A 20,998-nucleotide genomic window follows, 5' to 3' on the forward strand; every position below is an offset into this window, starting at 1 on the left:
AAACTAAGAAGCAAGCAATCATTAAGCCGAGTTCTGTTCCGCTTACGCGGCGACGATTATCTTTCTAGGCGTACAGTCACCTGCACGCTCAAGCGACACAACCCGAAAGGTAGGCGGGACCACCCTTAACCCTTTCCTATTCGGTCTTGCTCCGGATGGGGTTTACCAAGCCAACCTGTTACCAGACTGCTGGTGAGCTCTTACCTCACCTTTCCACCCTTACCACTTACGTGGCGGTCTCCTTTTCTATGGCACTGTCCCTAAGGTCACCCTCGCCAGACGTTATCTGGCATCCTGCCCTATGGAGCTCGGACTTTCCTCGAATCCAATGGACTCGCAACCGTCTTTCATACTTGCTTCAATTCAGTTTATCATAGCTATTGTGGACTATGCAAGAATATCGAAATATATAGGTTTATTAATTCATGCTCCCCATAGAAGCCTCAGAGCGGTTTATATTGAGCGGTTTATATTGATTGCTTCATATTGATTGGTTAATCTGTTGAGTGATTATTTTATTTAGTGATTATCTATTACCGTCCGAGTAATGGAGAGATGCACTGCACTACTCATAGAAAAAGAAATCTTCTTGATCTAAAAACGGTACGATATCTAAGTCCCAATCGTTATCTTTGGCAGTTCGCTTTAAGTACTCTGCCAAACCAGAGGTAACGATTTCTTCTGTTCCAAAATGGCCCGCATCAACGAGTAGTAATCCTAATTCTTTGGCTAGCTGCGCATCATGGTATTTCACATCGCCCGTAATATATACATCGGCCCCTTTCGCAGCTTTAATAAAGCTCGCCCCTGCGCCAGAGCAGAGAGCTACTGTACGAATCGCATCTTTCTTTACACCGCCGAAGCGCAAATGGCTATGTGGTAATACCTGCTCTAAATGCGCCTTAAACTCTTCAAAAGACATCGTCACCGGCAAAATCCCTCGTCGACCCAATGTACGGTTTCGACTAGGCTCTACTAATTCAATGACTTCATAAGCCACTTCTTCATAGGGATGAGTTCCTTTCATGGCTGTGATAACTGCTGCTAGTTGTGCTTTATCGACAATGATTTGTACCGCTACTTCTGGAGTTACTGTTAAGGTACCGCTTTCACCAATGACAGGGTTTGCTTCATCATTACCTTTAAAACGACCCTCTCCAAGTGAACTAAAGCTACAAGCTTCGTAATTACCGATACGACCGGCGCCAGCTTCAGCCATAGCCTGACGCACAGCATCAGCAGCCTGTTCTGGAACAAAGGTCGTCACTTTATAAATCGCATCAGAACCGACTGGCACAAATCCAGTAATATCAGCTAAGCCCAATTGCTCCGCCAACATATCGTTAAGGCCACCTTCTGCAATATCTAAATTCGTATGCGCACTATACACAGCGATGTCATGTTTAATGATGCGTTCAATCATCTGACCTTGCACAGAATCTAAATCAATAGACGTAAGTCCTTTAAAAATAAATGGATGGTGACTCACGATCATATGTGCCTGTTCTCGAATGGCAAAGTCTACGACTGCCGGTGTCACATCTAAGGTGGTTATAATTTTAGAAACACCATTCTTCTTAGATCCCATCATAAGCCCTACATTATCCCAGGATTCTGCAAAATGAGTCGGCGCTAAGCGCTCCATACTTTTCATAATGTCTTCTACAGTAATCATAGAATCCTCCTTTCTAACATTACTATGTATAAGTAGTCAATGAATCAATGTCTGCATCTAACTAGATATACGTCGTCAGTTCTTTTATTTCTGCAGATAACACTTTATATTTGTCTGTATCTTGTAAAGCTTCTGTCATACCATCTAACACACATTGGCGCTGATAAATAAGATGGTTAATATACTCCTCCCATAAAGGAGGCTTTTCCTCAGCTAATAAAGCCCCTACAGACCAGAGAATAGAGTCTTTCCGCAATTCACGATAGATATGATTCGTATCGTTAATTTGATAATTATCATCATAGATAAATAGTACATCTTCCCGAACCGCTAAAAAAGCAGTATACAGTTTTCCCATATCTTTGACGAGAATTTCCTTAATAATAGCGTACCCTTCTTCCACCATATATTGGCGCAATTCAGCTTGCCCGTTTTGGGGTTGTAATACGTAAAATTCCAACCGTTCTGGTCCGGCTTTCACAATGTCGCGCATGAGAAAACCACCCATGCCACAACAGATAGCGCCTTGTAATTCTCCTCGTTCAGTCACTTGCAAGCCATCGCCGAGACGACAATCAATGCAATGTTCTAACCCGAGGTTCTTAATATAAGATTTAGCCGATTCTAACGGTCCTTTATGAACGTCGCCAGCGATGACGTGCTTTGCCTTACCTCGATTGATCAGTTCTGCTGCTAAATAGCCGTGATCCGTACCTATATCGGCTATTGCTGCTGCCCTAGGAACTATGGAGAAAACAGCTTCCAATCGACGTGTCATTGTTCTAGCTTTCATACACACCTCGTATATAAAAAAACCTGCCCTAGGGCAGGTTTCACTATTCATAGTATACAAGTTGGTGGGCCCACCTGGGTTCGAACCAGGGACCGACCGGTTATGAGCCGGTTGCTCTACCCCTGAGCTATAGGCCCATAGTTAGTAACTTGCTCAATAATTATACTGTAGAATTTGGTCATTCGTCAATCATTAAAGACATTAGGACTGTTTCATCAACATAAAGCGTTGAATCATAGCATCATCACCAAAAGCACCTTTTGTAGCCAATGTTGTAGTTTTGCTATCTGTGCTTTTAATACCTCGCGCACTCATACAACTATGGGATGATGTAATATGAACGATGACGTCCTCCGATCCAGTAGCAAGAGAAATGACTTCGCTAATATCTTCGCCAATTTTCTCTTGTAATTGTAATCGTTTACAACACATTTCGGCAATACGAGGAATTTTGGACAAACCAATGACCTTTCCTTTCGGAATATAGCCAACACTAATATTCATATCGTACATCAAAGCCATATGATGTTCACAATAAGAAAAACAGGAAATGTCTTTCACTACAACCATTTGATTTGTGTCAACAGTGAAAGTTTTACCAAACATATCTGCAATATCAGCATTACTATATTGAATACCTTCGTACATTTCCACCATCATTTGAGCTACCCGCTTAGGCGTTTCTAGTAAACCTTCGCGGTCAGGGTTTTCACCGATAGCTTTCAACAGCTCATATACTAAGCCTTCAATTTTTTCTGTATCCATACTACACCCCCTTTGCATTAGGATCCCAAATAAATTTATGAATTTGCAATTGCAATCTCACATCTTGTAGATTGTGTTTAATCATGTACTCAACGATAGTTGCCCCTTCAATAGCCCCCCACACAGGAGACACATAAATCTGCCCTTTTGTAGGATTATCAGCAAGAATCTGATGCATCCGATCTAAATCGTTTTCAGAAGAAACTACAAACTTAATCAAATCTGCCTCGGTAGCTACTTTAAATATACCTAAATCCATATACTCTTCCGCTAAGGATGACGGCATTTTGTAATCATAGGTAAACCACACATACGGTCTGTAAAAACTAGGCACAATGGTGCCATTCGTTTCAATATTAATATCGTAATAACAGTTTCGTTCATACAGCGTATCTACCAGGTCTATAACGTCATATTCCTGCAATAATGGTTCGCCCCCAGTAATCGTAATACGGTGGTTTTTGAAAGCCTCAATACGATTCACTACTTCTTCTACGGTCATAGTGTCGTAATCGCTATCTGGTCCATAGCTATAAGTAGTATCACAATAAGAGCATCGAATATTGCAGTCATGAAGTCGTAAAAAAGTCGTCAATTGACCTTGTCGACGTCCTTCTCCATCGATGGAATTAAATATTTCAACTACGTTCATAAGTAGCTACATTTCCTTCCGACTCTTGCACTTCTACTTTAAAACATTTAGGCCCTAATTCATCGGCAATCCATTTTGCCATATTTTCAGCAGTAGGATTGATATCACCTAGTACATCATTGATGTGACGGTGATCTAAGCGACCATGAATTTTTTCTTTAATCACTGTAAAGTCGATGACCATTCCATTATGATCCAATTCTTCACTGCGAGCATGAACTGTAACAATCCAATTGTGCCCATGTAATTGTTGGCACTTACTAGGATAATCTAATTTAAGTTGATGAGATGCACTGATCTCCAATCGTTTAGAAACTGTATACATAGGTCCTCCTCTTACAGACCACGTGAAAATACAGTCCCTACAAGATTCATAGAACATACCACTAGGCATATTCTACAATCTTGCTAGAGACTGTACATGATATCTTATAAGAAATCCTTAATTTTATCGCGTTTTCCGCGATTGCGAAGTTTTGTTAATGCTTTACCTTCAATTTGGCGAATTCGTTCACGCGTAACGTTGAAGTATTGACCAACTTCTTCTAATGTACGAGGCTTACCATCTTTCAAACCAAATCGCAAAATCAAGACTTGTTGCTCTCGATCTGTTAAACATGTAAAGACATCTTCAATTTGTTCTTGTAACAAAATATAGCTAGCAGCATCATCTGGAGCAATCGCATCTTGGTCTTCGATAAAGTCCCCTAAATGGGAATCTTCTTCTTCACCGATTGGCGTTTCTAAAGATACTGGCTCTTGTGCAATTTTTTGAATTTCTCGAACCCGTTCAACAGTGATTCCCATACCTTCTGCAATTTCTTCTGGCAATGGTTCCCGTCCTTTATCTTGCAATAATTGGCGAGAAATACGAATCAATTTATTGATAGTCTCAACCATATGAACAGGAATACGAATCGTTCTCGCTTGGTCCGCAATAGCACGCGTAATAGCTTGACGAATCCACCACGTTGCGTAGGTGGAGAATTTATAACCCTTCGTATAATCAAATTTATCTACTGCTTTGATAAGGCCCAAATTACCTTCTTGAATTAGGTCTAAGAAAAGCATGCCTCTACCAACATAACGTTTAGCAATACTTACTACGAGGCGCAAGTTCGCGTCTACCAATTTTTTCTTAGCCTTTTTGCTAAGTTGAATTTCTTTATATGTAGCGTCTTCTTTAGCACCTGCTTCAATTTGTTTTGCTAAGATAATTTCTTCGTCTGCAGAAAGCAATGGTACGCGACCAATCTCTTTCAAATACATACGAACTGGATCGTCAATGTTTATACTAGCATCAACACTAAGGTCAATATCGATATTTTTCTCTGCCTCTTCGTCTGATTCCTCATCTGAATCTATATCATCATGCTCTCTATCAATATCAGCCACAACTTCAATATTAAGTTTACCAAGCGTTGTATAAATATCGTCTAATTGTTCAGCAGTTAGTTCAGCTTGCTCATGAAGAGCATCTGAAATCTCAGATTGTGTCAACACACCGTTTTTTCGGCCTTTTTCAAGAAGTTGTTCCACAATCTCCTCAATCTGACTTTTTTGTACTTTCTTAGCCACAGCGCTCTCCTTTAATTACTTACTACTTAGACCATTCTCTAATTAGGCTTTGTATTTCCTGACACTTATGTAATTCGCTAATAAATGCCGAATCTCCTGCACGTTTTAATTGATCCGCCATAATTGAATGCGCTTTATATTGTTCACGCAACGAATGAAGCCTAATTTTGCGGATGAGTACAGGTACAGCCTCATTCACTTCAAACATCATGAGTCTCGTATATACTTCATATTCTTCAGGTGTTAGCACCTCAGCAATAGACTCCCCTTGTATGTTGCCTGTATCAGTAAATAAGGTGTATATCTTTTCTATTATACCTCGATATGAAATATTTTGAAAGTCCTCTAGTGGCAAATACTTCACTACCTCTTCCAAGACTTGACTATCGTTAATGGCTAAAGCCACCAACATATCTTCATCACCATTAGCCGTAGTATTTACAGTTGGTACCGCTTCATTGACGATTTCAATATTGCCCCGTTTCGTATAATTTCTGAAATATCTATAAATCGTACTATTATCGAGCCACAAAGGTAGTGCTAATGCTTTCAATGCATCGTCTCGAACTGTTTGATTTTGTATATTCCCAATAAATGGGAATACTTCTTCTAATACAGCCTGTTTACCTTCTGGAATATTAGTATCATGTTTGATAAGGGACTCACTCAACAAATAATCCAACGGTTTCACTGCATCAGTTACGAGTCTTTCAAAAGCTACTGGGCCGTGATTGCGAATATAATCATCTGGATCTTTCCCATCTGGCATAGCCAGTACGCGTACTTTAAAATCTGTATTCTGCAATAATTCAATCGCTCGCGTTGCAGCTTGCCGACCAGCGCCATCCATATCATAAGCTAAAATAATTTCTTCCGCTTGACGCATCAATACATGCCCATGATCACGAGTGTAAGCAGTCCCCAAAGAAGCCACTACATTAGTAAGACCCACATTGTGAGCAGAAATAACATCCATGTAGCCTTCTACTAAAATGGCTTGTTTCTTTTCTCGAATCGTCTTGTATGCTTTATCAAAGGCAAATAACAGTTTCCCTTTTTCAAAAATTTGCGACTCTGGAGAGTTCAAATATTTGGGCGTACTATCATCCATAACACGTCCCCCAAAGGCAACGACTCTCCCCTTCCCATCCATAATAGGAAACATAATGCGATTGCGGAAAAAATCGTACACTTGACCTTTATCATTTTTCCGAATTAAATTGAGCTCTAACAAAATAGACTCTTCAATACCTCGCTCTGTAAATGATTTGTAAAGGCGATCCCAAGCATCAGGAGCAAAGCCTAATTTGAACTTCTCTATCGTTTCAGTAGTCAGACCACGTTGTTTTAAATAGTCTAAACCAGGCTTGCCGATAGATGTTTTAACTAAGCAATTATGAAAGAAACTAGCTGCTAGTTCACACGCTTCATATAGTTTTTTACGCCGTTCTTCACGAGCCTTCACTTGAGGTGACAATTTCGCTTCTGGCAGCGGAATGTTAGCACGATTTGCTAATCGTTCTAAGGCTTCTACGAAAGTAATACCTTCTAATTCCATAAGAAATTTAATGGCATTTCCTGATGCATGGCAACCAAAGCAGTAATAAAAACCTTTATCTGGAGCTACGCTAAAGGATGGCGTCTTTTCATTATGGAAAGGGCAGCACCCCCAATAGTTCTTACCTTTTTTCTTTAATGCTACGTGTTCTGATACAACTGACACGATATCATTGGCATCTTTAATTTGTTCAATTAATTCATTTTCAAAATATCGGCTCATATCAAAACACCTCCGTTCTATATAATTCACCACTAATCCACGAAATTCCTATTGACTCTACAAAGATAAGAGTTACATAGTCAATCTTATCTCTCTAGAGTCAATACAAATTAATGATAATAAATAGGCTGCAATAAATTGCAGCCTATTCATAATTGATAACGCTTATTTTGCGTAATCTACAACGCGTGTTTCACGAATAATAACAACCTTGATTTGACCAGGATATTCTAATTCGGATTCAATGCGTTTAATAATATTTCGAACAAGTAATGTAGCCTCTGCTTCATCAATCTTATCCGGTTTTACTACAACGCGAATTTCTCGACCCGCTTGAATAGCAAAGCATTTTTCAACGCCGTCAAAAGATTCTGCGATTTCTTCCAATTTTGCTAAACGTTTTAAATAATTCTCTAACGTTTCTCTACGAGCTCCTGGACGAGCTGCAGAAATGGCATCTGCTGCCGCTACGAGGACAGCTTCAACACTTTGGAACTCTTCATCTCCATGATGCGCAGCGATACAGTTTACAACTGCTTCGCTTTCACGATATTTACGGGCTACATCAACGCCGATTTCTACGTGAGAGCCTTCCATCTCGCGATCTAAGGCTTTACCAATATCGTGAATCAAACCACCTCGTTTAGCTAATGTAACGTCACAACCAAGTTCTGCGGCCATTAAACCTGCTAAGTGGGACACCTCGATGGAATGTTTAAGTACATTTTGACCATAACTAGTACGGTATTTTAAACGACCTAAGATTTTAACAATTTCAGGATGCAAGCCGTGAACATCAGCCTCAAAAGTAGCTTGTTCACCAGCTTCTTTAATTGTTTGGTCTACTTCTTTACGCGCTTTCGCTACCATCTCTTCAATGCGAGCTGGATGAATACGACCATCAACAATCAATTTTTCTAAAGCAATACGCGCCACTTCACGACGGATTGGGTCGAAACCAGATAAAATAACTGCTTCTGGTGTGTCATCAATGATTAAATCAATACCAGTTAATGTTTCAAGGGCACGAATATTCCGACCTTCACGACCGATAATGCGACCTTTCATTTCATCATTTGGCAATGCAACAACGGAAACTGTCGTTTCTGCTACATGATCGGCAGCGCAGCGTTGTATAGCACCAGAAATAATTTCTTTTGCTTTCTTATCTGCTTCGTCTTTCGCTTGCTGTTCCATTTCTTTGATCATCATAGCTGTTTCATGACGAATTTCTTGCTCCACATTTGTCAACAAAATGTTGCGTGCTTCGTCAAATGTCATGCCAGAGATACGTTCTAGTTCTGCCATTTGTTTTTCGTACAAAGCTTCTACTTTTTCTTGACTTTGGACTAAGTCAGCTTCTTTACGATGTAAAGCTTCTTCTTTATGCTCAATATTGTCTAATTTTTTATCTAAAGATTCTTCTTTTTGAAGAATACGACGCTCTAAACGTTGTAACTCAGAACGGCGTTCTTTATTTTCTCGTTCTACATCAGAACGGAGCTTATGAATTTCTTCTTTAGCTTCCAATAAAGCTTCTTTCTTTTTAGACTCAGCTGTACGTTCACCGTTAGCAATGATGCGTGCCGCTTCTTGCTCAGCTTGATTCAGTTTTCCTTCAGCAATATTTTTTCGTAAAAAATAGCCTACCCCTAGTCCAATCAGTACCATAATCACTGCAATTAGACTATACTCTAGAATGAGTCTCACCTCCTATAGTTTCTCATTCGGGCACCACGCCCATTGGTTCCAAATATTTGATTATAAATATAAATAATTAGTATAGCTGAATATTTTATTCAGCTATACTAATTTTATGCTTGAAAGTCCGTTCTGTCAAGGACTGACGGGACTCCATAACACTCTCTTATTCATAATAATCTCGGCACACTTGAGAAATGGTAGACATCGAAAAGCCTCTATTGCGCAAGAAGTTCATCACCTTTTGATGCGGTACATCTTGAATATGAGAACCATACTTCTTATCAACTACCCGATAGCAAGCGCTCAACTCATCGTAGTTCTCAATATCTACGGGCACATGTAGACCACGGAGCTTCATTTTTTGTCTGATCATAAAAGCACCGTATTTTTGTTCTTCCATTAAATACGATACCACTTGTTTAGCCAATCGTTCATCATTGATGTAGTCGTAATAGAGCAATCGTTCTTCCACATAGTCGATGAGGTCTGAAGGAATTTGTTTTCGTCTCATTTTCTGGCGTAGTTCATAAGCACTGAGAAATCGCTGCGCTAAAAATCGATACGCTTGATCGAGAGCTTTTTGTTTTTCCTCTTCACTAAAATGATTAGTTTCCACTTCATTCATTAGCTACTTATTCTTCTACACTTTCTGTAACTTCTTCCCCTACTATGTCGAAATTTTCAGGTTCCACAGCTAATGTATCGCGAACGATGCGTTCGATTTCATCAGAAATTTGAGGATTTTCATGTAAATATTGTTTAGCTGCTTCTTTACCTTGGCCCATACGTTCCCCATTGTAGGAATACCAAGCACCAGATTTTTTAATAATTTCCATATTTGTACCGATATCAATAAGTGTACCTTCTTTGGAAATACCTGTGCCATACATTAAATCAAATTCTGCTGTTTTAAATGGAGGCGCTACTTTATTTTTAACGACTTTTACTTTTGTACGAGCCCCTACATTTTCGTTGTTCAATTTAATTAACTCCCCTTTGCGCACATCTAAGCGAACAGAAGAGTAGAATTTAAGAGCTCGACCGCCTGTTGTCGTTTCAGGGTTACCAAACATAACGCCTACTTTTTCACGCAATTGGTTGATGAAGATAACCACTGTTTTTGTGCGGTTAATTGTACCTGTCAACTTACGAAGGGCTTTACTCATCAAACGAGCGTGGAGACCTACGTGAGCATCTCCCATTTCACCTTCAATTTCTGCTCTAGGTACCAAGGCAGCAACAGAATCGACTACAACAATATCAACGGCACCGCTGCGAACAAGGGCTTCTGTAATTTCTAAGGCTTGTTCACCATTATCTGGTTGAGATACTAACAGATTATTAATATCTACCCCTAAATTACGGGCATATACAGGATCCATCGCATGTTCAGCGTCAATGAAAGCCGCAACGCCACCTTGTTTTTGAGCTTCTGCCACAGCATGCAAAGCAACTGTAGTTTTACCAGAAGATTCAGGTCCGTAAATTTCAATAACACGACCTCTTGGGAATCCCCCTACACCAACGGCTAAGTCGATAGCGAGAGAACCAGATGGAATCACTTCTACATTCATTCGATCAGACGCTTCTCCAAGGCGCATAATAGCCCCTTTACCAAAATCTTTTTCAATTTGTTTTAACGCATTATCTAATGCTACTTGTCTACCATCATTCACCATGCTATATCCCCTTTTCTTGTATGTATAAATTCATATAATACAGTGCCAATTCAGCTGCACTTTGTCTAATTTCTTCTCGATTGCCAATTAAATTAGCTTTATATCCTTTTGTTCCCTTAGGACCAGTAACGCCAAACCAAACGAGACCTACCGGCTTTGTTGCACTTCCCCCACTAGGTCCAGCAATACCTGTCGTAGAGACCGCATAAGTAGTATCTATTACTGTGCGAACACCTTCGGCCATCGCTTTAGCTACTTCTTCACTGACTGCACCATACCTATCTAACAACTCTTGTGGTACACCTAATGTTTTATGTTTCACTTCATTACTATAAGAAACAACACCACCCATATAATAGGCACTGCTACCACTAACATTAGTAATTGATTTCCCTACGAGTCCTGCTGTACAGGATTCAGCCGTACTTATAGTCCCCTTGCTAGCCACTAATGCTTCACCCAAAACGACTTCCATCGGTATCTCTAGGTTTCGACCAATCCGATTTCCTAATCGCTGACGGATTTCACGATCCCAAGGTTCTAGCAATGATTTCGCTAACGCTTCAGATCCTGCCTTAGCAGTAATACGCAGTTCTATATATCCTTTCTTAATAAGCAGTGCTATAGTCGGATTCGACTGGGTCTTAATAAGGTCCATCAATGTTTTTTCCAAATCGATTTCGCGCATATTATAAATCCCATATCGATAGGACAAAACCACACCTTGTGAACCAAATCGCTCCTCTAAATATGGCAAGAGGCTCTGTGCAAAAATGCCCTTCATCTCACCTGGAGGCCCTGGCAATAGTATGAATGTCTTGTCTCCATCCGTAGTAATCACACCAGGTGCAACGCCTACAGGATTATGAAGTATCAAAGAGCCTTCTGGTAACATCGCTTCCCGTTGACTTTCAACAGGCATAGATCGTTTAAGGCGTTGGAAAAATCGTTCCACTTCAGTCATAGCTTGTTCGTTGAGAACTACATCGCGGTTTAATACCTTCGCCAATACTTGTCGAGTAATGTCTCCTTGTGTAGGACCTAATCCGCCAGTAGAGATTATAATATCAGCCCGTGCTGCAGCATGGCGAAAGACTTCTTCCATACGTTCTGGATTATCTCCTACTACAGATTGATAAGCTACTGTATACCCTAGTTTATTTAATTCTTTAGACAACCAAGCCACATTCGTATTAACAATATCTCCTAAAAGGAGTTCAGACCCCGTAGATATTAACTCTACAATCATTATGCCTCCAACACTTCATAGATTACTCTATTATAGTAGCTACTACATCATAAGCAAAACCTTGGTCTACTTGTACTTTTACAATATCACCCGGTTTTACTCGATCCCCTACGTCTTCGATATACATGTTTCCATCTACGTCAGGAGCTTGTGATTTTAAGCGACCTTTGGCGAGAACTGTATTATGATCGCCTTCTTCTAACTCTTCAATCATAGCATCATCAATAGTTCCCTCAAGATTTCTGTTGTTTTCTTCAGAAATAGCTGCCTGAATGGACATCAATACATGATAGCGCTCTTCTTTAATCTCCTCCAGAACTTGGTCTTCTCTAGCGCCTGCTACAGTACCAGCTTCTTGAGAGTAAATAAATACGCCCATATTATCAAATTTGATAGCTCTTACAAATTCGCATAGCTCTTCAAACTGTTCCTCTGTTTCACCAGGGAAGCCCACAATAATCGATGTACGCAACGTAACGTGAGTTGGTGCACTGCGAATCTTCTTTAACAACCGCTCAATATCGGCTCTTGAATCACGGCGATTCATTTGTTTCAAAATATCATCATTCACATGTTGTAATGGAATATCTACATATTTACAAAGTTTTGGCTCATTGACGATAATATCTAATAATTCATCGCTAAAGAATGTTGGATATAAGTACAGCATGCGAATCCATTCAATACCATGAACGGTACATAGTTCTTTCAATAATGTCGTCAATAATGGTTTCCCATCATTTAAATCGATGCCATAGCTCGTCGTATCCTGAGCAATGAGAACGATTTCTTTTACGCCAGATGCAGCCAATCGTTCTACTTCTGCTTTGATAGACTCAATAGTGCGACTTCTAAAAGCGCCACGCACTTTAGGAATGATACAGAATGTACAACCATTATTACAACCTTCTGCAATCTTTACGTACGCACTATAGCGAGGTGTCGTTTGAATACGAGGCATTCTTTCATCGTAAATATTGGTAATATTTTCCATGATGCAGCTACGATTGCCGTGTTCGATAGCATCAACGGCTACCATGATTTGATCCCACGCACCTGTACCGATTAACGCATCGATTTCTGGAATTTCTTGAAACAACTCATCTTGGTATTGTTGACTTAAGCAACCAGCTACAATAAGGCCTTTTGCCTTACCTTCTTCTTTATATTGAGCCGCCTCTAAAATCGTATTAATTGACTCAGCTTTTGCTTTTTCAATGAAAGTACAGGTATTAATAATAATTAAATCAGCTTCGCTTAGGTCTTCTGTAATAGCATAGCCATTATCTTTCAAAATACCCAGCATAACTTCTGTATCTACTAGATTCTTAGCACAACCTAGGCTAATATATCCCAATAATTTAGACATTGGAATTCCTTTCTATAAAATCGTATCATTCTCGGCGAAAACGGACTTGACTAATCCATTGATTAAGTAAGCCTTGTTTTCCTTCCACCGTATATCCACCCTGAACAGGCCAAATAATAGATGTTCTACCTAGTGCATCTACTGGATCTGGTACTTCTGGATTTGTAAAGAGATAAGTAAAATTATTATCAATCATATAATTAGCTGTCTCCATAGATAATAGCCAATTTACAAAATCAATGCTTTCACTTTTATGTTTCGTATTCTTATCAATGGCCACACCTGTTAAATAATAAGAGGTACCATCTGCTGGATAAATCATTTTGATTGGATAAGAATGACGAATATATTGTTGTGCATCCGATAAGTTGCCAATACCAATATCAGTTTCTCCAAGAGCAGTCAATCGGACTGGTGTAGATAGAAATTTAGCATGTTGTATCACATGTGGTTTTAAAGCCCACAAATAAGCAATGGCCTCTGCTTCCCCTTTATATTCCACCATATTATAGAGGAGATTCGCTGCATTTTGAGATGCTACAAAATCAGTCATGACAACGCGCCAATTCCCTTCTTTTTGTAAGGTATCCCAAGTCGTAATATAGCGTCCCATTGTATTAAAGAATGCCGTATTTTGTACAAATACAATAGAATCATACCAAACGCCAACCCAATATCCATTAGCATCTTTTAAAGCGTCCGCCACTTCATCAGTTCGCTCCGTAATGATAGAATCAAATTTGCCTTTACTAGCGCCGATGACGAGATTATCTTCAGAGGTGATCACAATATCGCCATCTGTCATACTTGTACCATCGCTTACCCATTCTGTCATTTGCTCTTCCGTAAGAGGCATAATTGTTACTCTTATATTTTGATCCGCCAAATATTTATCAGCTAATAAGGTAGTGATATTATTCGGCAAGTCTGTATAGAGTGTCAATTCTCCTCTTACTGGTTCTTTAGATCGCTCTTTTTGGTCTGCATAATAGAAAAACATGCCATATCCCAACATAGCTAAAACAAACAAAGATAATATGCTAAATGCTACCCAACGTTTCATTATTTAGATCTCCTTTGTTTAGTACCTGTAGACTTCCCTTTACTGCGTTGTTTAGTCTTATTCAATGCACTGCTATATGTTTGTTGCTGATTTCGACGGCTCTTATTGCCTTTGCTATTTCTATGCGATGCAGCAAAATCAGATGAACTAGTCCCCTGTTGTTTACGAATCGGTCTTGGCGGGATTAAGCATTGCGGCCCAAAACCAATCAAATCACTCCGATTTGCTTCTAACAAAGCTTCTTTTACGAGATCGTAGTTTTCAATATTTTTATATTGCATTAAAGCCCGTTGTTTTGCTTTATCTCTACCTTTTTTGGCAACGTAAACTGGTTTTCCATCTAATGGATTGATACCCGTATAATACATGCACGTAGATAAGCTACCAGGAGTAGGAATAAAATCTTGTACCTGTTCAGGGTAAATATGTTGATCTCGTAAAAACTCGGCCAATTCAATGGCATCCATCAAGGTACATCCAGGGTGAGAGCTCATAAAATAAGGCACTAAGTATTGTTTTTTTCCTAATTTTCGATTAGCTTCTTCAAACCATGATTTGAACTTTAGGAACTCTTCTTTTCCAGCTTTCCCCATAATTGTAGTAACTCTATTAGACACGTGTTCTGGAGCCACTTTTAATTGACCGCTGACATGATGTTCACACAATTCTTTTATAAATTCTTTATTATTGTCTGCTAATACGTAGTCATAGCGCAAACCAGAACGAACAAATACTTTTTTGACACCTTTTAATTTGCGCAATTTACGAAGTAACGATAAATAATCACTATGATCTGTATCTAATTGCTCACAAGGAATGGGTGCTGCACAGGTCTGCCCCTTGCAGGCACCAAATTTAGCTTGTTTTGCACAAGCCAAATGGCGGAAATTCGCTGTTGGTCCCCCTACGTCATGGATATAACCTTTAAATCCATCCATTTGTATCATCGTTTCTGCTTCGCTAATAAGAGATTGATGACTACGATTTTGAATAATTCGGCCTTGATGATTCGTAATAGCACAAAAAGAGCAACTACCAAAACAGCCTCGTTGACTGACGAGACTAAATTGCACTTCACTTAACGCTGGTACGCCCCCTTTATCATCATACACAGGATGCCACGTACGAGTATAAGGCAAATTATAAACCTCATCCATTTCTTCTTGCGTCAATGGCAAGGCAGGTGCATTTTGTATGACATAACGATCCCCATGTTGTTGAACTACGATTTTACCGTAGTACGGGTCTTGTTCATCATATTGAATTTTAAAGGCCTCCGCAAAGGCTTGTTTGTTTTCTTTAATAGCCTCAAAAGAAGGGCAAATAACATGTGGTGCATCAGGTACATCTTTGGCCATGTAGCAGATGCCGCGAATAGTCGGTAAAGCCGAATCAAATCGGCCTGCATCGAGGGCTACGGCCAATTCAGCAACTTGCAATTCCCCCATACCGTAAACAAGAACATCTGCCTTCGCATCTACAAGGATAGAACGGCGCACTGTGTCGGACCAATAATCATAATGGCCAAAACGGCGTAAGGAAGCTTCAATACCGCCAATAATTAATGGCACATCTCGATACGCTTCTTTCATGCGGTTCGCATACACCAATGTAGCTCGATCAGGGCGTTTTCCAGACTCACCGCCTGGTGAATAATCATCTTCACGGCGAATCTTCTTAGCCGCCGTAAACTTATTCAACATAGAGTCCAGGTTACCTGCTGTCACCAACGATGCTAATCGCGGTTTTCCAAGGATTTTGAATGCCTCTACATCATTCCAGTCCGGTTGCGCAATAATGCCTACGCGATAGCCTTTTGCCTCTAAATATCGACCAATAACGGCTGGTGCAAAGGAAGGATGATCTACATAAGCATCCCCACTGATGAGCACAAAATCTAATTCAGCCCATCCTCGCGCCTCCATATCGGCCCTAGAAGTCACTAAAAACGTATTCATTACTGCAACCTTTCTCTATCTATAACATCATTTGCATGTTAGAATTTGTAATTTAAAATTTGGAGTTCTCATACACCTATTGATGCACTTATAAAAAGAATAACCAAATCAAAAATAGACCCATAAGTATAAGAATAATAGTAAGGATTATTCGTTCTTGTACGATTGAACGCTGTCGTTTCACTTGTCTCGTTTCTAAGGACATACGCTTTTTCGCCATTTGATGTTCTACATATTCACTTTGTACATCCCCTACAGTACTTTCACTTTTTTGACGCATAACAGGGCGAACAGTAAATGTATCGACTTCACCAATACTATGTTGATACTCTTTTACTAATCGGTCCCCATCGAGACCTAAATAATTACCATAATTTCGAATAAATCCTTTCGCATATACGTTTCCGGGAATATGATTGAAATTACCGTCCTCGATGGCTTCTAAATATTTCGTCTTAATATGTAAGACTTGTTCTATATCTTTGAAAGTCAGATTTCTACGAACTCGCTCGCGTCGTAATTCTTCGCCTAGTTCAGCCATAGGAACCTCCTTCTATTCTTCTCCGTCAGAGAAGTAACGAGCTTTTACTTGCTCAGGGCTCATGAGGATTTCACGAGGTTTACTCCCCATATTAGGGCCTACGATTTTTAAATCCTCCATCGTATCTACTAGTCGCGCTGCACGCGTATAACCGATACGGAAACGTCGTTGTAACATAGATACAGAAGCTTGCCCTGATTCCATGACTAAGTTAACAGCTCGCTCTAACAATTCATCACGAGGAGCCTCATCACTACCAGCCTCTTGCGATGCTGCTTCTTTTTCAGCTTCTGCTGTTACACTATCATCGTATTCTGGTTCTCGTTGTTTTTTGACAAACTCTACTAAGTTCTCTACTTCACTATCGGAAATAAAGGCACCTTGTACACGAATTGGTTTATTCGACCCAATTGGAGCAAACAACATATCACCTTTACCAAGGAGTTTTTCCGCCCCTGCCATATCAAGGATAGTACGGGAGTCAATTTGAGACCCTACAGCAAAGGAAATACGACTCGGTACATTCGCTTTAATAGAGCCAGTGATAACATTTACAGATGGTCGTTGTGTAGCCAATACCATATGGATACCAGCGGCACGGGCCATTTGTGCTAAGCGGCTAATGGATTCTTCAATATCATCAGGCGCTGTCATCATAAGGTCTGCTAACTCGTCAATAATAAGAACGATAAGAGGCATAGCCTCTTTAGGATGCGCTTCGTTGTAACCCTTTAAGTCACGTTTGCCCGATGCAGCAAAAGCTTGGTACCGCGCTTCCATTTCACGCACAGCCCAGCGCAATACGGCAGCGGCTTTTTTCATATCTGTTACAACTGGCGCCATCAAATGAGGAATACCACCGTATACAGAAAGTTCTACCATTTTCGGGTCAATGAGAATCAATTTTACCTCTTCTGGTTTACGACTGAATAAGATACTGGAAATCAATGTATTAATACATACAGATTTACCAGAACCAGTGGTCCCAGCTACCAATAAATGTGGCATTTTAGCGAGGTCAGTAATGACAGGCTTACCAGCAATATCTTTACCAAGGCCAACTGGTATACCTCCTCTAGCCTCTTTAAAGTCACTACAATCCAATACATCGCGCAAGTGTACGGCTTCCGTTTTCGTATTTGGCACTTCAATCCCGATAGCCGATTTGCCAGGGATTGGCGCTTCCATACGAATACCTTGGGCTGCCAAACTAAGAGCTAAGTCGTCTGTTAAGTTGACGATACGACTTACCTTTACACCTGGAGCTGGCTCAATTTCATAACGCGTTACTGTCGGACCTTGTGTAGCATTAACAACTTTTGCAGAAATACCAAAGCTCGCCAATACTTCTTCAAGGCGCATCGCATTATATGCTACTTCTTCACTATTATTCGTTTTACCCGAACCTTTAGATAATAAATCTAAACTTGGGAATTGATATGGCTTATCATAGGTTCGGTTAATTTTGCCTTCTTTAGATACAGCCACTTGAGCGCGATCTTCTTCTGTACTAGACAAAGATGGTACGGATAGCCCCATACCAGTCAAACCAGTACCAACACTTTCATTGCTAGCAGCGGCTCCCGTTCCAGGCATATCATTGAGGCGAGCCACATGGTTCACTTCTGTTTCTATGGCTGGCGGTTCAGCATAAGTGTAACTAGGCGTATCATTTGCATCGCCAATCGTATCACTTGTGCCATCAGACCCCTCATCTACACCGTCCAAATCAACCGCATCATGAGTCATACTATTATGATCAGACTCCTCTTCATTATGTTGTAACCAACTTGGTACAGGAACGTCTTGATCAGTAGCCCCCTGTATTTCAGAATTATCTACAATATCTTGTTCAGCCGCACGATTGCGAGCCTCTATTTCAGCTAATTCTTTCCAAGAAGAAGGACGTCGCGTATCTATCGGTTCCACTTCGAAATCATCAAAGTTATCGCTAGTTTTACGCTTTTCTAAAGCCGTCAATGCTTCTTCTGCAGCATCGACAAAACGAGTATCTTTTTCTCGATCATAAGCTTTGCGTTGCGCTGCATCCTTCCTTTGCTCCGTCCAATCATCAAAGACTTCTTTTACGACAGCCACTTTTTCTGCTGCCACTTCTTTGGCCACATCTAAACCGACTTGTGTTTTGTCAGCCGCTTTACGCAAACCATTGCGCAATGATAAACGAGTGACGAGAATACCACAACAAAGAAGCAAGACAAGAACCACTAAAATGGCACCTACCTCACCAAATAAAGAACGGAAGAAAGACGCCAATAATCCCCCGACTACACCGCCTTGATTAGCCAATTGTGTAGTCACCAATTCTTCTCCAGCCGGAACACGCCACAATGGTACTAATGTGATGAGCAAGATATAAAAGAAGGTGCTCACTACGCCACGCTTAGTAATAGAAATAAATGTTCCATTATAGAGTAATCGCCAACCAATCCAAAGAATAAGAAGACACGGAATAAATCCGCCAAAACCAAATCCATAACGGAATATACCTGTTAAAATATCACCAGCTACGCCCAAATCAAAGCCAAAATAGCCTAGTAATGATAAAACGGCAAAACCAATGACTATCAAACCTTTTACTTCATTGCGAAGGGAAAATCCTTCACTTTTATTTGTTCCTTTAGTCTGCTTGCTACGCGGCTTACGACTTCGGGATGAAGTTTTTTTCTCTTCTGCCATATAACAAAACCCCTTATAAACGCTAATTATCTACATTAAATCATCATTATATTATACCATATATGTAGATTTTATTTAATATTTCGGCGTTTTTTCCAATCTTCGAGCAATTCTTTTTCCTTCCCCCGTTCTACGCCTTCATAATAAACGGCCCCTAACAAAGCATCTGGCAAATATTGTTGATCTACATAACCATTTGGATAATTATGTGCATATTGATATGTCACACCGTGACCCAATTTACTAGCGCCACTGTAATGACTATCTCGCAAATGATCTGGTACATTACCATAGTCTTTATGTCGCACATCACTAATAGCGGCATCAATACCTAAATAGGCAGAATTACTTTTCGGTGCTAATGCTACATAACAAGCGGCTTCTGACAAAATGATACGCGCTTCTGGAAATCCAACCAAATGAGCTGCTTGTGCCGCTGCATTAGCCAATATAAGTGCTTGTGGATCTGCTAACCCCACATCTTCAGCAGCACAAATAACAATACGGCGAGCAATAAAATTAGGATCTTCCCCAGCCTCAATCATGCGCGCTAAATAATGCAATGTAGCCTGTACGTCAGAGCCTCGCATACTTTTAATGAAAGCCGAAATCGTATCGTAATGACTATCCCCTTTTTTATCATATGTATAGATCCGTCGTCCTACGACCTTCTCCATTATCTCTAAGGTAATATCCCCTTTGTCATGCACCATAGCAGCAGCTTGTTCAAGGATATTTAAAGCCATACGTCCATCGCCATTAACAAAAACACCTAAGTCTCGAAGCACTTCATCAGATATGGTGAGTTCTCGCGTACCAAGACCTTTTTCTCTATCTGTTAAGGCTCGTTTTACCATGTTACCAATTGCTTCTGGTGTTAGCAAAGCTAATGTAATTAACCGCAAGCGCGATAATAATGGACGATTTACTTCAAAAAAAGGATTCTCTGTAGTAGCACCAATTAAAATAATCGTTCCCTCTTCTACTGATGGCAGTAATACGTCTTGCTGCCCTTTGTTAAAGCGATGAATTTCATCTAAAAATAAGATAGTCCGCTGCTGCAACGATCGCACTCGCTTCCGCGCATCTTCGATGACCTTGCGAAGTTCAGCAATACCTGCATTTGTAGCATTAAGATTGACAAAATGACTATGACTTATTTTGGCTATAATGCCGGCCAATGTGGTCTTACCAGTTCCACAAGGTCCATAAAATAGCATAGAAGGAATCGTATCACGGTCGATCATGGCACGTAAAAAGGTGCCTTTTCCTACAGCTTTTTCTTGTCCATAGAAATGATCTAATTCCGTAGGACGCATGCGCACTGCTAATGGTTCATATTGATTTGTCTCTATAGATTCAAATAAGTTCTCCATACTGTATACTTCCTAACTACTTAAGCATAAATATTTATAGTTAGCAGTTCTAATGTATATATCGAAACTGCTATTAGCAGATCATATTTTATGATGATTTATACACAAAATTATACGCA

General features: G+C 40.1%; 17 protein-coding genes, 1 tRNA gene and 1 other RNA gene. All 19 read right to left on the bottom strand.

What is annotated here, in order from left to right; genetic code table 11:
- Positions 1-7 precede the first annotated feature (7 nt).
- Positions 8-356: RNase P RNA component class A (gene rnpB, locus NFR29_RS00215), an RNA gene on the bottom strand.
- 209 nt (positions 357-565) lie between these two features.
- Positions 566-1,675: a Nif3-like dinuclear metal center hexameric protein gene (locus NFR29_RS00220; RefSeq protein WP_251421448.1), complete on the bottom strand. Its 1,110-nt coding sequence runs from the start codon at positions 1,673-1,675 to the stop codon at positions 566-568.
- A 61-nt stretch (positions 1,676-1,736) separates the two neighbouring features.
- Positions 1,737-2,468: a tRNA (adenine(22)-N(1))-methyltransferase gene (locus NFR29_RS00225; protein WP_251421451.1), complete on the bottom strand. Its 732-nt coding sequence runs from the start codon at positions 2,466-2,468 to the stop codon at positions 1,737-1,739.
- Between the two features lie 62 nt (positions 2,469-2,530).
- Positions 2,531-2,605 (bottom strand) — tRNA-Ile (locus NFR29_RS00230).
- Between the two features lie 64 nt (positions 2,606-2,669).
- On the bottom strand, positions 2,670-3,233 hold the full coding sequence (folE, locus tag NFR29_RS00235; protein WP_251421453.1) for a GTP cyclohydrolase I: 564 nt from the start codon (positions 3,231-3,233) through the stop codon (positions 2,670-2,672).
- Between the two features lies 1 nt (position 3,234).
- Entirely contained in the window at positions 3,235-3,885 is a 651-nt protein-coding gene (locus NFR29_RS00240; RefSeq protein WP_251421456.1) for a radical SAM protein, read from the bottom strand.
- The gene (gene queD, locus NFR29_RS00245; protein WP_251421461.1) at positions 3,872-4,210 is read right to left on the bottom strand and encodes a 6-carboxytetrahydropterin synthase QueD; all 339 of its coding nucleotides are present in this window, start codon (positions 4,208-4,210) and stop codon (positions 3,872-3,874) included. The genes NFR29_RS00240 and queD overlap by 14 nt, the downstream gene beginning before the upstream one ends.
- Positions 4,211-4,314: 104 nt before the next feature.
- Positions 4,315-5,463 (bottom strand): RNA polymerase sigma factor RpoD, encoded by a 1,149-nt coding sequence (gene rpoD, locus NFR29_RS00250; RefSeq protein WP_251421463.1) that lies wholly within the window; start codon positions 5,461-5,463, stop codon positions 4,315-4,317.
- A gap of 22 nt (positions 5,464-5,485) precedes the next feature.
- On the bottom strand, positions 5,486-7,243 hold the full coding sequence (gene dnaG, locus NFR29_RS00255; RefSeq protein ID WP_251421466.1) for a DNA primase: 1,758 nt from the start codon (positions 7,241-7,243) through the stop codon (positions 5,486-5,488).
- 165 nt (positions 7,244-7,408) lie between these two features.
- Positions 7,409-8,953 carry a ribonuclease Y gene (gene rny / locus NFR29_RS00260; protein WP_277612491.1) on the bottom strand — a complete coding sequence of 515 codons (1,545 nt, stop codon included), beginning with the start codon at positions 8,951-8,953 and terminating at the stop codon, positions 7,409-7,411.
- Between the two features lie 157 nt (positions 8,954-9,110).
- A complete protein-coding gene (locus NFR29_RS00265; RefSeq protein ID WP_251421469.1) occupies positions 9,111-9,572 on the bottom strand; it encodes a regulatory protein RecX in 462 nt (153 codons plus the stop codon).
- 7 nt (positions 9,573-9,579) lie between these two features.
- Positions 9,580-10,626: a recombinase RecA gene (gene recA, locus NFR29_RS00270; protein WP_251421471.1), complete on the bottom strand. Its 1,047-nt coding sequence runs from the start codon at positions 10,624-10,626 to the stop codon at positions 9,580-9,582.
- 1 nt (position 10,627) lies between these two features.
- Entirely contained in the window at positions 10,628-11,875 is a 1,248-nt protein-coding gene (locus NFR29_RS00275) for a competence/damage-inducible protein A (RefSeq protein WP_251421474.1), read from the bottom strand.
- 22 nt (positions 11,876-11,897) lie between these two features.
- On the bottom strand, positions 11,898-13,244 hold the full coding sequence (gene rimO, locus NFR29_RS00280) for a 30S ribosomal protein S12 methylthiotransferase RimO (protein WP_251421477.1): 1,347 nt from the start codon (positions 13,242-13,244) through the stop codon (positions 11,898-11,900).
- 25 nt (positions 13,245-13,269) lie between these two features.
- Positions 13,270-14,307: an ABC transporter substrate-binding protein gene (locus NFR29_RS00285; protein ID WP_251421480.1), complete on the bottom strand. Its 1,038-nt coding sequence runs from the start codon at positions 14,305-14,307 to the stop codon at positions 13,270-13,272.
- Positions 14,307-16,265: a YgiQ family radical SAM protein gene (locus NFR29_RS00290; RefSeq protein ID WP_251421483.1), complete on the bottom strand. Its 1,959-nt coding sequence runs from the start codon at positions 16,263-16,265 to the stop codon at positions 14,307-14,309. The genes NFR29_RS00285 and NFR29_RS00290 overlap by 1 nt, the downstream gene beginning before the upstream one ends.
- Positions 16,266-16,353: 88 nt before the next feature.
- The gene (locus NFR29_RS00295; protein ID WP_251421485.1) at positions 16,354-16,806 is read right to left on the bottom strand and encodes a helix-turn-helix domain-containing protein; all 453 of its coding nucleotides are present in this window, start codon (positions 16,804-16,806) and stop codon (positions 16,354-16,356) included.
- Between the two features lie 12 nt (positions 16,807-16,818).
- Positions 16,819-19,503, bottom strand: a complete 2,685-nt coding sequence (locus NFR29_RS00300) for an FtsK/SpoIIIE family DNA translocase (RefSeq protein WP_251421488.1) — start codon at positions 19,501-19,503, stop codon at positions 16,819-16,821.
- Positions 19,504-19,574: 71 nt separating this feature from the next.
- Positions 19,575-20,879, bottom strand: coding sequence for a replication-associated recombination protein A (locus NFR29_RS00305; RefSeq protein WP_251421491.1), 1,305 nt, complete (start codon positions 20,877-20,879; stop codon positions 19,575-19,577).
- Positions 20,880-20,998: the final 119 nt, after the last annotated feature.

The sequence above is a fragment of the Veillonella agrestimuris genome (assembly GCF_943193065.1).
GTDB lineage: Bacteria > Bacillota > Negativicutes > Veillonellales > Veillonellaceae > Veillonella > Veillonella agrestimuris.